The organism is Brevundimonas sp. (genome assembly GCF_044336875.1).
In the GTDB taxonomy this organism is placed as follows: Bacteria; Pseudomonadota; Alphaproteobacteria; order Caulobacterales; family Caulobacteraceae; genus Brevundimonas.
Genome location: NZ_JBIIOP010000002.1, coordinates 106468 through 119163 on the forward strand (window position 1 = coordinate 106468; position 12696 = coordinate 119163).

At 67.8% G+C, this 12696-nt stretch carries 14 protein-coding genes and 1 tRNA gene; 9 read left to right on the forward strand and 6 right to left on the reverse strand.

Going from position 1 to position 12696, the window contains the following annotated elements:
• Nucleotides 1–8: 8 nt before the first annotated feature.
• The 3 genes from ACIQ1T_RS03875 to ACIQ1T_RS03885 all read right to left on the reverse strand — a co-directional run bounded on the left by ACIQ1T_RS03875 (nucleotide 9) and on the right by ACIQ1T_RS03885 (nucleotide 3329).
• The gene (locus ACIQ1T_RS03875) at nucleotides 9–1805 is read right to left on the reverse strand and encodes an autotransporter assembly complex family protein (RefSeq protein WP_395943214.1); all 1797 of its coding nucleotides are present in this window, start codon (nucleotides 1803–1805) and stop codon (nucleotides 9–11) included.
• Nucleotides 1806–1887: 82 nt separating this feature from the next.
• Nucleotides 1888–2160, reverse strand: a complete 273-nt coding sequence (locus ACIQ1T_RS03880) for a hypothetical protein (RefSeq protein WP_395943215.1) — start codon at nucleotides 2158–2160, stop codon at nucleotides 1888–1890.
• Between the two features lie 77 nt (nucleotides 2161–2237).
• Nucleotides 2238–3329, reverse strand: a complete 1092-nt coding sequence (locus ACIQ1T_RS03885) for a CaiB/BaiF CoA transferase family protein (protein WP_395943216.1) — start codon at nucleotides 3327–3329, stop codon at nucleotides 2238–2240.
• An 89-nt stretch (nucleotides 3330–3418) separates the two neighbouring features.
• Here ACIQ1T_RS03885 and ACIQ1T_RS03890 point away from each other — a divergent pair.
• The 3 genes from ACIQ1T_RS03890 (at nucleotide 3419) to ACIQ1T_RS03900 (ending at nucleotide 5219) form a co-directional block, all read left to right on the forward strand.
• Nucleotides 3419–3495, forward strand: a tRNA-Lys gene (locus ACIQ1T_RS03890).
• Between the two features lie 24 nt (nucleotides 3496–3519).
• Nucleotides 3520–4386 (forward strand): ROK family protein, encoded by an 867-nt coding sequence (locus ACIQ1T_RS03895; protein ID WP_395943217.1) that lies wholly within the window; start codon nucleotides 3520–3522, stop codon nucleotides 4384–4386.
• A 374-nt stretch (nucleotides 4387–4760) separates the two neighbouring features.
• On the forward strand, nucleotides 4761–5219 hold the full coding sequence (locus tag ACIQ1T_RS03900) for a hypothetical protein (RefSeq protein ID WP_395943218.1): 459 nt from the start codon (nucleotides 4761–4763) through the stop codon (nucleotides 5217–5219).
• 142 nt (nucleotides 5220–5361) lie between these two features.
• Here ACIQ1T_RS03900 and tgt read toward each other — a convergent pair whose 3' ends face one another.
• The 3 genes from tgt to queA form a co-directional block, all read right to left on the reverse strand.
• Nucleotides 5362–6477 (reverse strand): tRNA guanosine(34) transglycosylase Tgt, encoded by a 1116-nt coding sequence (tgt, locus tag ACIQ1T_RS03905; protein ID WP_395943219.1) that lies wholly within the window; start codon nucleotides 6475–6477, stop codon nucleotides 5362–5364.
• Nucleotides 6477–6962 carry a hypothetical protein gene (locus ACIQ1T_RS03910; RefSeq protein ID WP_395943220.1) on the reverse strand — a complete coding sequence of 162 codons (486 nt, stop codon included), beginning with the start codon at nucleotides 6960–6962 and terminating at the stop codon, nucleotides 6477–6479. Before ACIQ1T_RS03910 ends, tgt begins: the two co-directional genes overlap by 1 nt.
• A gap of 226 nt (nucleotides 6963–7188) precedes the next feature.
• Nucleotides 7189–8292 (reverse strand): tRNA preQ1(34) S-adenosylmethionine ribosyltransferase-isomerase QueA, encoded by a 1104-nt coding sequence (gene queA, locus ACIQ1T_RS03915; protein WP_395943221.1) that lies wholly within the window; start codon nucleotides 8290–8292, stop codon nucleotides 7189–7191.
• A 108-nt stretch (nucleotides 8293–8400) separates the two neighbouring features.
• Here queA and ACIQ1T_RS03920 point away from each other — a divergent pair, with 108 nt between their 5' ends.
• From ACIQ1T_RS03920 to ACIQ1T_RS03945, 6 genes are all read left to right on the forward strand, one after another.
• Entirely contained in the window at nucleotides 8401–8820 is a 420-nt protein-coding gene (locus tag ACIQ1T_RS03920) for a hypothetical protein (RefSeq protein ID WP_395943222.1), read from the forward strand.
• 90 nt (nucleotides 8821–8910) lie between these two features.
• Complete coding sequence (locus ACIQ1T_RS03925) at nucleotides 8911–9321, forward strand: hypothetical protein (RefSeq protein ID WP_395943223.1); 411 nt, start codon at nucleotides 8911–8913, stop codon at nucleotides 9319–9321.
• A gap of 177 nt (nucleotides 9322–9498) precedes the next feature.
• Nucleotides 9499–9840, forward strand: coding sequence for a RidA family protein (locus tag ACIQ1T_RS03930; protein WP_395943224.1), 342 nt, complete (start codon nucleotides 9499–9501; stop codon nucleotides 9838–9840).
• Nucleotides 9841–9877: 37 nt separating this feature from the next.
• On the forward strand, nucleotides 9878–11560 hold the full coding sequence (locus ACIQ1T_RS03935) for a lysine--tRNA ligase (RefSeq protein ID WP_395943225.1): 1683 nt from the start codon (nucleotides 9878–9880) through the stop codon (nucleotides 11558–11560).
• 88 nt (nucleotides 11561–11648) lie between these two features.
• On the forward strand, nucleotides 11649–12020 hold the full coding sequence (locus ACIQ1T_RS03940) for a hypothetical protein (RefSeq protein ID WP_395943226.1): 372 nt from the start codon (nucleotides 11649–11651) through the stop codon (nucleotides 12018–12020).
• 88 nt (nucleotides 12021–12108) lie between these two features.
• Nucleotides 12109–12579, forward strand: a complete 471-nt coding sequence (locus ACIQ1T_RS03945; RefSeq protein WP_395943227.1) for an SH3 domain-containing protein — start codon at nucleotides 12109–12111, stop codon at nucleotides 12577–12579.
• Nucleotides 12580–12696: the final 117 nt, after the last annotated feature.

Here is a 12696-nt window from a genome sequence, read left to right on the forward strand (position 1 = left end):
AACTTCGGTCAAAACGCCTGCCCGATACTGATGTAGATCTGGAAGGCCGCGTCACCCTCGCGCTTGTCGAGAGGCACGGCGATGTCGGCGCGGACCGGGCCGAACGGCAGCTTGTATCGCACGCCGACGCCGGCGCCGTAGCGCATGTTGCTGAGGTTGGGCGTCTCCTGGAAGCCGACGGCGCCGGCGTCCACGAAGGCCACGGCCTGGAAGGCCTGGCCGATGTCGTGACGCACCTCCAGCGAGGTTTCGAACAGCGACAGACCGCCGCGCGGGGTCTGGTCCGGCAGCTCAGGATTGACGCCCTGGTAGGAATAGCCGCGCACCGAACCGCCGCCGCCGGAATAGAACAGGCGGTCCGAAGGCGTGGTCAATTCACCGCCGCCGATGATCGAGCCGATGCGGACGCGGCCGGCCAGTACGGTGCGGGCCTGATCCTGGATCGGCAGATAGGCGGTGGCCTGGCCTTCGGTGCGCAGGAACAGGACCGTGTCCTCGCCCGCCACGGCGGTCGGCTGGACCGAGGCGGTCACGCGCCAGCCCCTGGTCGGGTTCAGCGGGTCGTTGGAGTTGTCGATATAGGCGCTGGTCCGGCCTGTCACGATCGCCAGATCCCGGTCGAAGCTGACGGGTTGCGGCGGGATGGAGGCGTAGTCGTAGCGGTTCTCGTTGTACCGGCCGGCGTCCAGGCCGATCCCGTAGTTGAAGTAAGAGGTGCGGCCGATCCGCTGCTGCAACTCGGCGCCCAGGACCAGGGCGGTGCGCTCGTAGGCGTCGGTGTCTTCCCGCACCACGCCGGCGCTCAGCTTCAGCGTCCGGTTCGGCTTACGCCAGTGGGGCAGGGACAGATCGGCGCCGATCCGGCTGTCGATGTCGGCCCAGCGGGTTTCCAGCCGCAGGGTGTCGGCCCGGCCGAAGCGGTTGTAGCGGGTCCAGATGAAGTCGACGCCCGTGCCTTCCGCCGTCGACCAGGTGGCGCCGGCCTCGATGATGCGGCGCGGGCGGTCCGTCAGGTTGACCACGACCGGACGGTTTCCGTCGGCATTGGTCTGGTCGATCGGCGCCAGGGCCACGCCCACCCCGTCATAGACTCCCGTGTCCAGCAGCCGGCGTTCCAGTTCGGCGACCTGTTCGGGATCGTAGCGGTCGCCTTCTTCCCACGGAGCCAGGCCCGCGACCCAGTCGGGATTGGTGCGGCCGGTGCGCTGCATCACCACCCCGTCCAGCAGGACCAGTCTGCCGGAGTTTATGTTGTACTGGGGCGCGACGGTGAAGGCGGCGTGATCGACAACGACACGGCGCGGATCGGACTTTGCGTCGGCATAGCCGTCGCGGACGAGGGTGGCCACGGCGCGGCCCTCGCCGGCGATGACGTCGACCGCTCGGCCCGGATCGCCGGCCTTCAGGCCGATGGCGGCGTTGGCGTTGGCGCCGCTTTCGGCGTCGGGCGCGGGATCGACCCAGGCGATGGCCGGCTGGGTCAGCAGAAAGCGGCGGCCGGGCGTGACCGCGACGATGGCGGACGGATTATCCTCGCCCTCGACCACATCCTCCAGGACGGGCTGGTAATAGCCTTCCGAGCGCAGCAGGGCTTCGGCGGCCGACATCGCGCCTCTGGCGCGGCGGCGGGCCTCGAAGCGGCTTTCGGGGGCGCCGTCGACTTCGCCGACCGCCCGTTCGAGCATCCGGCGCAGTTCGGCGTCCATGTCGCCCCGGATCTGGGCGCGAGGATCGGCGGCGGCGGCCTGGGCGAGAAGGCTGCAGGTCGCCAGGGCGGCGAGAAACAGGGCGGGCCGGAACGTCAAACTCTAGCTTTCGTCAAGGGCGCGGACTCCAGTGGGCCGTCATGCGCCCTCGCAGTCGTATGGGGCGGCGGTAAGGAGCGCCTTAATAGAACAGGGTTTCACTTTCGGGCTGGACCGACTGTTCGGACGACCGCTCTTCCGGCGGCAGGGTTTCGGGGGGCGGAGCCGTCGGGGTGGGGTCGGTCACCTCCGGCGCGACGACCGGCTCGGCCGAATCCTCTGCGGCGGGGGCCTCTTCTTGGACGGGGGGCGCGTCGGCGTAATCGTCCCGCGAACTGGACTGGAAGTCGTCGCAGCCTGCGAGCGCCAGCGCACCCAGCGCCGTCGCGGCCAGAACGAAGATCGAGCGTCTCATCAAGAAAATTCCCCGGGTATCGACCCTTGCAACGCCCCTGGCGCCGCCCCGTTCCATAGCGCCGAAAACTTCGGGGGTCATCCCGCCTCCGCGTTCCAATTCGCCAAGGCCTCTTCCAGCGAAATCTGCGGCTTGGGGGTTTTCAGAGGCGGCGCGGTCCCGTCGAAACGGGGTGTGGAGACCGGCAGGCCGCCGGCGAAAACCCCTCTCGCCTGATTGTGCGGATGGGTCGGCGCTTCCGACAGGCTGAGCACGGGGGTGACACAGGCCTCTGTCCCGGCGAAATGCGTCGCCCAGTCGTCGCGGTCCCGCGTTGCGAACAGGGTGGAAAATCGAGCGTGCTGAGCAGGCCAGGCGGCGAAATCATACTGGGGGGCGTCGTCTGGATCTAATTCCAGCCCCTTCAACAGAGCGGCGTAGAATCGCGGCTCCAGCGCCGCAACCGCGACGAAGCCGCCGTCGCGACAGGCGTAGCAGCGATAGAAGGGCGCGCCTCCGTCCAGCAGATTGGCGCCGCGCCGATCGCTCCACATGCCTTGGCCGCGCAGGGCCTGGAACAGGCCGCCCAGCAAGGCGGCGCCGTCCGTCATGGCCGCATCGACCACCCGGCCGCGGCCGGTTGTCTTCGCCTCGATCAGCGCCGCCAACACGCCGACGACCAACATCATGGCCCCGCCGCCGTAGTCGCCGACCAGGTTCAGCGGGGGCGTGGGCGGACGGTCCGCCTCGCCCATGGCGTGCAGCACCCCCGACAGGCCGATATAGTTGAGGTCGTGCCCGACCTGATCCGCCAGAGGCCCGGTCTGGCCCCATCCGGTCACGCGGCCAAACACTAGGGCGGGCCTGCGCGCCTGCAAGGTCTCGGGGCCATAGCCCAGCCGTTCCATGACGCCGGGGCGGAAGCCTTCGATCACGGCGTCGGCGCCATCCACCAGACGCAGGATGCGGTCACGGTCGGCTGCGGACTTGAGGTCCACCGGCGCTGCGGTCCGGCCCCGGTGCAGCAGGGCCCCGCCGACCTCGGCGAAGGGCGCCTGACCCGCCGAGGCGTCTCGGCTCAGGCGCAGGACCTCGGCGCCCATGTCGGCCAGCATCATGCCGGCGAAGGTCACCGGCCCCAGGCCGTCGAATTCGAGGATGCGCAGTCCGTTCAGCGGTTGCATCCACATTGAGTAGCAGACCCGCTCTTGACCGGAAGGGCGGATTGCAACAGAAGGCGCCCTTCGGCGGTTCGGGCATCGACCTGAGCGCCTACGGTGCGTCCTTAGCTCAGTTGGTTAGAGCATCTGACTTTTAATCAGAGGGTCCTCGGTTCGAGCCCGAGAGGACGTACCATTCTCTCCTGACCCGGAGCGCGACATGAGCCAGCCTGTCTTCTTCGCGGTCGAGACGGGCGGGACCAAGATCGTGTGGCGGATCGAGGACTCGGCCGGCGTCGTGCTGGACGAGGGCCGGTTTGCGACCGGACGACCGGAGACGGCGGTCGAAACCCTGATCGCGGCGGTGGACGGACGCCCTGTCGCCGGACTGGGTCTGGCCAGTTTCGGTCCCCTGATGGTCGATCCGGCGTCGCCCGAGCGGGGCGCCATGCTGGCGACAACCAAGCCGGGTTGGGCCGGCTTCAATCTTTCGAAGACCCTGGCCGATCATTTCGACGCGCCCTTCGCCGTGGACACCGACGTGAACGCCGCCGCTGTCGCGGAGGCGAGGCTGGGCGCCGGGCGTGGCGCGCGGGCTGTGGCCTATGTCACGGTCGGCACAGGCATCGGCGGCGGCCTGTGCGTGGACGGCCGCACGCTGAAGGGGGCGCTTCATCCCGAGATCGGCCATCTGTTCGTGCGCCGCGCGTCCGGAGACGCTCAGGCCAGCGCCTGCGTGTTTCATGCCGAGTGTGTCGAGGGACTGGCGGCGGGGCCTTCGGTTCAGGCGCGGCTTGCGGGACGAAATCTGGAAGACGCGGATGAAATCCGCAGCTTCGTGGCTGATTATCTGGGGCAACTGGTCGCCGGCCTGCTGTTCGCCTGGGCGCCCGACCGGATTGTCTTCGGCGGCGGGGTGATGTCGACGCCGGGCCTGATCGCGGAGGTCGAGGCGGCGGCGCGGCGTTGGGTCAACGGCTATGGATCGGCGGTTGTCATGGGCGAGGGCGGCTATCTGGTTCCGGCGGCGCTCGAACACGCAGGTCTGGACGGGGCCATGCTGATGGCGCGTGACCTGACCGCCTGACCCAGGCAGGCGCCGGTGCGGCCATCGGGAGCGAAGGCGACATTTTGAAGATAGATAATCCGTAAAGCCCCTGATTGCGGTTTGCCTTCCGATCGGGTTACCAAGAGTCATAACCAAAAAAGACTTTAGGGAGCGGACCATGAGACAGAATCAGAATCAGGAATTCGACTTCGCGCAGGCTCTTGCGCTGGGTCTGGTGTTCAGTGTCGCCGCCTGGGCCATCGTGGTCGTGGGACTGTTCGAGCTGTTTTGATCGCAGCGGCTTCGCATGGTCTAAGGACCGGATGAAGCCGACTCTTTTTGTGGCCCTCGGGGTCGCTGTTCTTCTCGCAAGCTGTAACGCCGGCCGCTCCGCCATGGGCGGGGCCGAACAGGTGAGCGCGGGACTGGGGGCGGCCGTGACTGCGCCGCTGGACGACTTCAACCTGCGCCGTCAGCAGATCCCGACCGTGCTGCTGCAGGCCGAGGCCAATCCCTACGATCTGCGCAATCTGAACCAGTGCACGACCATCGGCGCCGAGGTGGCGCGGCTGGACGAGGCCCTGGGGCCCGACACCGACGAGCCGCCGCGTCAGGACGGCTCCTATCGCAGCGAACAGGCGGCCGATGCGGCGGCGAAGGCGACGCTGGATGCGATTCGCGGCACGGCGACCGACTTCATTCCGGGACGAAGCTGGATCCGGCGCCTGAGCGGGGCCGAGCAGCACAGCCGCCATGTCCAGTCCGCCATCCAGGCCGGACGGATGCGCCGCGCCTTCCTGAAGGGGATCGGGATGCAGCGGAACTGCGCCCCGCCGGCGGCGCCGAGCTGGTTCAGGCCGAGGGCGCGGTAGGGCGCATCCCATTTGGCCGTCATCCTCGCCCTTGTGGCGAGGATCCATACGCCCGGTGTATCCGCAGAGTGCGCCGCCGTGGAAACCGGGAGTATGGATCCTAGGAACAAGCCCTAGGATGACGGAGAGAGGTGGAGGGAGATCAGCCGTTCGACGTGTGCCGGGCGTGGAAATCGCGGCGGAACTGCTCGAACCGGTTTTCGGAAATCGCCGCCCGCATCGCCGCCGTCAGGGCTTGGTAGAAGGCGATATTGTGCCAACTGAGCAGGACCTTGCCGAGGATCTCGTCGGCGCGGATCAGGTGGTGCAGATAGGCCTTCGAATAGCCGGATGAGGCCGGGCAGGGGATGGCGGGGTCCAGTGGATCCTGATCTTCGGCGAACCGGGCGTTCTTCAGGTTCAGCGGGCCGTCCCAGGTCCAGGCCTGGCCGTGGCGGCCGGCACGGGTGGGCAGGACGCAGTCGAACATGTCGACGCCGCGATAGACCGCCTCGACCAGGTCGACCGGCTTGCCGACACCCATCAGATAGCGGGGTCGGTCGGCGGGCAGGAATTCCGGCGCATAGTCCAGCACCTCGCACATGGCCTGGTGGCCTTCGCCGACGGCGAGACCGCCGATGGCGTAGCCGTTGAAGCCGATCTCCTGCAGTTGTTCCGACGACTGGCGGCGCAGATCCTCGAAGGTCGAGCCCTGCTGGATGCCGAACAGGGCCTGGGTCTCGCGTTCGCCGAACCGGGCCTTGGACCGGGCGCCCCAGCGGATCGACAACTCCATGGCCTTGCGGGCGGCGTCCTTCTCGGCCGGATAGGCGACGCACTGGTCCAGCTGCATCGAGATGTCGGCGCCGATCCGGTCGGCCTGGATCTCGATCGAGCGTTCGGGCGTCAGGACGTGTTTGGAGCCGTCGATATGGGAGGAGAAGGTCACGGCCTCCTCCTTGACCTTGGAGATGCCGGCCAGGGACATGACCTGGAAGCCGCCCGAGTCGGTCAGGATGGGCTTGTTCCAGCCCATGAATTTGTGGAGGCCGCCCAGACGCTCCATCCGCTCCGGGCCGGGACGCAGCATCAGGTGATAGGTGTTGCCCAGCAGGATGTCGGCGCCGGTCGAGGCGACCTGATCCGTGGTCAGGGCCTTGACCGTGGCGGCGGTGCCGACCGGCATGAAGGCGGGGGTGCGGATGTCGCCGCGCGAGGTCTTCAGCACGCCGGTGCGGGCGCGGCCTTCTGTGGCGGTGATCTGATAGGGGAAGGGCATCAGGCGATCAGTCGTTCAAGCTGTTCCACGCGCGCCAGATCCTTGGGGCGGCCGAACAGGCGGTAGAGGGCGATATGGTCCCGGATGTCCGGGACGAACAGGGGGGTGTCGTCGACGAAGACCTGACGGCGCGAGGCGAAGGCGACCTCGGCCCAGTCGCCGCCGTTGCGGACCTCCAGCCCGGCCATGACCTCGATCAGGATCGACTGGTCGTGGGCGCGGCCGAAGACGGCCGAGCGGAACAGGCCCTCGCCCGGATCGGGCACGACCTGGCCGTCCAGCCCGGCCAGCAGGGCGCGGGCGTCGCGCGGGGCGCACAGGACGTCGATGTCTGGCACATGGATCTCGGTCAGGCCGTACAGGGCCATGGCCGCACCGCCGAAGATCCACCACGGCTGATCCAGATCGCGCGCGGCCTCGCCGACGGCGATCAGGCCGTCGTACAGGTCTTGCGGAAGCTCGGGCTCGAAGTCGTCGAGGGTCACGGTCGGGTCTTTCGTCAGGGGACGGCGTTTAAGGGGTCGGAGGCCGGATGGCCACAGGCCACGGGTTTTCGCTCCGTCCTTTCGGCGGAGTTGTGGAGGCTGGGCGAGGCGCCTGACGATGGGGGAGTGTCGCTGTCTTAAAAACAAGACTTCCCCCTCCGTCGCTGGATCGGCTGCGCCGATCGACGCGACACCTCCCCCGCAAGCGGCGGGAGAGGGTTTGGGGTTACCCTCGGAACAGCAGGCTGCCGTCGCCGTATGAGTAGAAACGGTAGTCGTCCGCGACGGCGTGGGCGTAGGCGGCCTTCATCGTGGTCTGACCGGCGAAGGCGCTGACCAGCATGAACAGGGTCGACTTCGGCAGGTGGAAATTGGTCATCAGCACGTCCACGGCCCGGAACCGGTAGCCGGGGGTGATGAAGATGGCCGTGTCGCCGTGGAAGGGACGGATGTCGCCGTCCTCGGTCGTGGCGCTTTCCAGGAGGCGCAGCGAGGTGGTGCCGACGCAGACGATGCGGCCGCCGTTGGCGTGGACGGCGTTCAGGGCGGCGGCGGTCTGGGGCGAGACCTCGCCCCATTCGGAGTGCATCTTGTGGTCGGCTAAATCGTCGGCCTTGACCGGCAGGAAGGTGCCGGCGCCGACGTGCAGGGTGACGGCGTGGGTCGATACGCCCTTGGCCCGGATGGCTTCCAGCAGGGCGGGGGTGAAATGCAGGCCGGCGGTCGGGGCGGCGACCGAGCCGTCGTGTTCGGCGAAGACCGTCTGATAGTCCGAGCGGTCGCGGTCGTCCTCGGGCCGTTTGGCGGCGATGTAGGGGGGCAGGGGCATGACCCCGACGGCGCGGATGGCCTCGTCCAGAGCCGGGCCGGAGGCGTCGAACTTCAGGGTGATCAGGCCGTCGTCGCCCTTGGCCTCGACAGTGGCTTCGAGGGATTGGGCGCCGCCCTCATGTAGCGCCAGCGGTAGGGCGCCGAAGATGATGCGGTCGCCCGGCTTTATCCGCTTGCCCGGCTTCATGAAGGCGGACCAGACGTCAGGGGCGTCGCGATGGTGAAGCGTGGCCTCGACCTCGACGGTCAGGGTTTCGCCTTCGGCGCCGGGAACAGGGTTGGGGCGGGTGCGGACGCCCGACAACCGGGCGGGGATGACGCGGGTGTCGTTGAAGACCAGGGCGTCGCCGGGCTGCAGGAAGTCGGGCAGGTCGCGGATGATCCGGTCGTCCAGCGATCCGTCCTTCACCACCAGCAGGCGGGCGGAATCGCGCGGATCGGCAGGCCGCAGGGCGATGCGGTCCTCGGGCAGGTCGAAATCGAAATCGGCGGTCTTCATCAGGCGGGGCAAAGGCCATGCGGGCGCGGCCGGGTCAAGGTGGGCGGACTAAGGCGCGTGACCTTGTGTCCGACTGACGCCGGCGCGGGGGTGTAGGATAAGGCGCGGATGAAAAATCCAACCGTCCTGGCTGTCTCCGCGCTCGCTTTCGTCGTTTCCGCTTGCGAGATCGACACCTCCACCCTGCAGGAGGTCCAGGACACGGCCGCCAAGGCCCAGGCCACGGCCGAGGCGATCAACACCCGCTCGGCCCAGGCGCAGCAGATCATCGAGAACCCGGCGGCGGCCCTTCAGGCTGTGGCGGGGGCAACCCTGTCGAAGACGGCGACGGATCAGCCGGGGGTTTATGTTCTGACCGACCTGCAGACCGGGTGTCAGTTCCTGGCTACTTATGGCGCCGACGGGGCGACTGTCAGCTCGATCGCGCCGCGCGTCGAGGCGACGTCGGGCGGCGGAACGCGCCAACGCTGCATCGCCATTCCGGGGCTGGGCGCGGACGAAACCGGTCAGACCGAAGCCGAGGGCTGAACCTCGCGGGCGCTGTGGTGTTGAGGCAGGATGAAAAACCTCGCACTCCTTCCGTCCGTCCTCATTGGCGCCGTCGCCAGCGCCCGGTCCATGACGCCCATGGCCGCCATAGCGGGGGCGCGACTGGCGCATCGCGACACGCCGGGGCGGCTGGTTCTGCTGGATCATCCGCTGTTCAAGTTCGGCGGGCTGGCGATGGGCGTGGGCGAGCTGTTTGGGGACAAGATGAAGTCGGCGCCGGACCGGACGGTGTTGCTGGGTCTGCTGGCGCGGGTGATGAGCGCGGGGATCGCGGGATCGGCCCTGGCGCCGCGCGGGCGCGAGAAGCTGGGCGCGGGACTGGCGGTCGCGACGGCCGTGCCGATGGCCTATCTGACCCTGTCGGGGCGCAAGAAGGCGATGGCCGAGATCGGCCAGACGAAGAGCGGACTGATCGAGGACGCCCTGATCGTGGCGGCGGGCGCGGCGGTGGTGGCCTGGGCGGTGCGCGGACGGCGCTGAGTTTTACGCGCCGTCACCCTCGGGCTTGTCCCGAGGGCCTACCTGTCCGCGAACGCAATCGCTGCGGGTTCGCATTGCGTGAAAACGACAATATTCGCATCAGGACCAGGCGTGGGCCCTCGGGACAAGCCCGAGGGTGACGTGCTTAATAAGGGACATACTCAAGGAGCCCTCCCCATGATCACCCGTATCCAGCCCGGCGCCCGCATGAGCGAGGCCGTGATCCACGGCGACACCGTCTATCTGGCGGGACAGGTCGGGGAGCCGGGCGACGACGTGATCGCCCAGACCAAGACGGCTCTGGCCGAGGTCGACGCCCTGCTGGCCCAGGCGGGCAGCGACAAGTCGAAGATCCTGACGGCCCAGATCTGGCTGGCCGACATCGCCGATTTCGATGCGATGAACAGCGTCTGGGACGCCTGGGTCGACACCGCCAATCCGCCGGCGCGGGCCACAGGCGAAAGCCGGCTGGCCTCGCCGGACTACAGGGTCGAGGTGATCGTTATCGCCGCGCGATGAGTTGACCCGGCGGGGCGCAGGCTGCAAACCGCCGCCCATGTTAGAAAACCTCGAAACCCTCGCCCGTGAGGCCAAGTCCTGGCCGTTCGAACAAGCCCGCAATCTGCTGGCCCATGTTCTGAAAAAACGGCTGGGCGAGGCCGAGCGCGCCGAGGCGCGGGCCCTGATCGAGGCGGGCAAGACCGGAGAGGCCCTGGCGAAGTTCGAGGCCCTGCAGCGGCCGGTGATCCTGGAGACGGGTTACGGGCCTTCGGGTCTGCCGCACATGGGCACCTTCGGCGAGGTGGCGCGCACGACCATGGTGCGCAACGCCTTCCGCGCCCTGACCGGCGACCGGTGGGCGACGCGGTTGATCGCCTTCTCGGACGACATGGACGGGCTGCGCAAGGTGCCGGAAGGCATCCCGAACCCGGATATGCTGCGCGAGGACCTGCATCTGTCGCTGACCCACGTGCGCGACCCGTTCGGCACCCACGACAGTTTCGGGGCGCACAATAATGCGCGCCTGCAGGCGTTTCTGGACGGTTTCGGTTTCGACTACGAGTTCATGAGCTCGACCGAGACCTACAGGTCGGGGCGGTTTGACGCGACTCTGCTGATCCTGCTGGAGCGGTTCGACGCGGTCATGGCCATCATGCTGCCGACCCTGGGGGAAGAGCGGCGGGCGACCTATTCGCCCTTCCTGCCGGTCAGTCCCATCACCGGCCATGTGCTGCAGGTGCCGACCTTGGCGCGGAATGTCGAGAAGGGGACGATCACCTTCGAGGATCCGGCCGGGGAGCCCGGCAACCGCACCGAGGTTCCGGTCACCGGCGGCCATGTGAAGCTGCAGTGGAAGCCCGACTGGGCCATGCGCTGGGTCGCGCTGGACGTCGATTACGAGATGTCGGGCAAGGATCTGATCGAGAGCGTGCGCGAAAGCTCCAAGCTGTGCCGCGCCCTGGGCGGGACGCCGCCGGAAGGCTTCAACTACGAGCTCTTCCTCGACATCGAGGGCAAGAAGATCTCCAAGTCCAAGGGCAATGGCCTGACCATGGACGAGTGGCTGCGCTACGGCACGCCCGAGAGCCTGAGCTGGTATATGTTCCAGTCGCCGAAGTCGGCCAAGAGCCTGCATTTCAACGTCATTCCGCGCGCGATCGACGACTATCTGGCCTTCATCGAGAGCTACAAGACCCAGGAGCCGGCCAAGCGGATCGACAACGCCGTCTGGTCGATACATGCGGGGAACCCGCCGACCCATACGTCGCCGGTGTCCTTCGCCCTGCTGCTGAACCTGGTGGGGGTGGCCAACGCCTCGACCAAGGACCAACTGTGGGCCTATTTCGCGAAGTATCTGCCCGAGGCCACGCCGGAGAACGAGCCCCTGCTGGACCGGCTGATGGGATCGGCGCTGAACTATTACGAGGACTTCGTGAAGCCCTCGAAGTCGTACCGCCTGCCGGACGACAAGGAGAAAGCGGCTCTGCTGGATCTGGCGGCGCGGCTGAAGGCCCTGCCGGCGGACACCACGGACGGTGAACTGATCCAGAACGAGGTCTATGCGGTGGGCAAGGAGCACGGTTTCGAGCCGCTGCGGGCCTGGTTCGGGGCGCTGTACGAGGTGCTTCTGGGCGCCAGCCAGGGACCGCGCTTCGGCTCGTTCGCCGCCATCTACGGCCTGGCTCAGACGATCGAACTGATCGAGGCGGGGGCGAATGGTCAATTGGCCAAGGCCTGACCGGGTTTAACCCTTTCGGTCAAGCTTGCGTTAGGCAAGACCGCCTATCGACCGCCCGCTCGGCATGAGCGCCGGGCAGGAGGCGGGCTTGCACTATCGGATAGACGACGAAGCGCGCCTGTTCCATCTCGACCTGAACTGCGGGATCACGGCGGAGCGGGCGCTGGACAAGGCGCTGACGGTGATCGAGGCGCGGCCGGAGCTGTGGCGCTGGGACTGGATCGTCGACGCCCGGGTCACGCCCGAGGACGCCTCGTTTCATCAGATCGCGCGCCTGGCCCGGGCCTTCGACGTTCGGCTGGACAACGAGGTGCTGACGATGCTGGTGACCCACGACTCCTATCTGCACCTTTGGGCGCGGGTGATGGACTTCCAGTTTCCGCGCCGCAGACATCTGGTGGTCGCCACGCCGGAGGCGGCGATGCGCCGGATCGAGCACCGACAAGCGCAACGAAGATGAACCGAAAATAACGGCGAAGCTCCGGGAGCCTTCAGGTTCGTCCGTGCATTCTCCACCCATCGGCAAACGCGCTGACAGGAGAAGAGTTATGTCGAACAAGATTTTCAAGACCGGTCTGGCCACTGCTGCGGCTCTGGCCGCCCTGGTGACCGCCGCCCCGATGGCCGCCCAGGCCCAGGCCAACGGCGTGACCAACTGCGACGCCCCCGGCGGTCGCCAACGCGCCGGCGCCCTGCTGGGCGCCGTGGTCGGCGGCGTGGTCGGGTCGAACCTGGCCCGTAACGAACGCACGGCCGGCACCATCGTCGGCGCGGGCGCCGGCGCCGCAGCCGGCTCTTACATCGGCTGCAACCAGCAGCGCACCCGCGCTGCAGCCCAGGCCAACGCCAACACCTATCGCGCCGGCTCCAACCTGCGCATCCGCAGCGGTCCCGGCACCGGCTATCGCCAGTCGGGCAGCCTGTCGGCCGGCCAGCCCTTCACGGCCGTCGCTTCGCAAGGCGACTGGATCCAGATCGCCGGCGGCGGTTGGGTCAACGCCAACTATGTGACCCGCTAAGGGTCGCTGAACGGAAGACTGTTCCGGCTGCGGGGCCGTTCATGCCCCGTCCAGTTCCCGTCGTCGGGACAGTCATTCAGGCTCGCGGTTCGCCGTTCGAGCCGAAGCCCCGTCCGG

Bases quoted from the DNA above. Each gene is read 5' to 3' on its own strand.
- ACIQ1T_RS03935 (WP_395943225.1), top strand. From the start codon at position 9,878: ATGTTAGAAAACCTCGAAACCCTCGCCCGTGAGGCCAAGTCCTGGCCG.
- ACIQ1T_RS03945 (WP_395943227.1), top strand. From the start codon at position 12,109: ATGTCGAACAAGATTTTCAAGACCGGTCTGGCCACTGCTGCGGCTCTG.
- ACIQ1T_RS03880 (WP_395943215.1), bottom strand. From the start codon at position 2,160: ATGAGACGCTCGATCTTCGTTCTGGCCGCGACGGCGCTGGGTGCGCTG.
- ACIQ1T_RS03885 (WP_395943216.1), bottom strand. From the start codon at position 3,329: ATGTGGATGCAACCGCTGAACGGACTGCGCATCCTCGAATTCGACGGC.
- tgt (WP_395943219.1), bottom strand. From the start codon at position 6,477: ATGCCCTTCCCCTATCAGATCACCGCCACAGAAGGCCGCGCCCGCACC.
- ACIQ1T_RS03930 (WP_395943224.1), top strand. From the start codon at position 9,499: ATGATCACCCGTATCCAGCCCGGCGCCCGCATGAGCGAGGCCGTGATC.
- ACIQ1T_RS03925 (WP_395943223.1), top strand. From the start codon at position 8,911: ATGACGCCCATGGCCGCCATAGCGGGGGCGCGACTGGCGCATCGCGAC.
- ACIQ1T_RS03895 (WP_395943217.1), top strand. From the start codon at position 3,520: ATGAGCCAGCCTGTCTTCTTCGCGGTCGAGACGGGCGGGACCAAGATC.
- queA (WP_395943221.1), bottom strand. From the start codon at position 8,292: ATGAAGACCGCCGATTTCGATTTCGACCTGCCCGAGGACCGCATCGCC.
- ACIQ1T_RS03920 (WP_395943222.1), top strand. From the start codon at position 8,401: ATGAAAAATCCAACCGTCCTGGCTGTCTCCGCGCTCGCTTTCGTCGTT.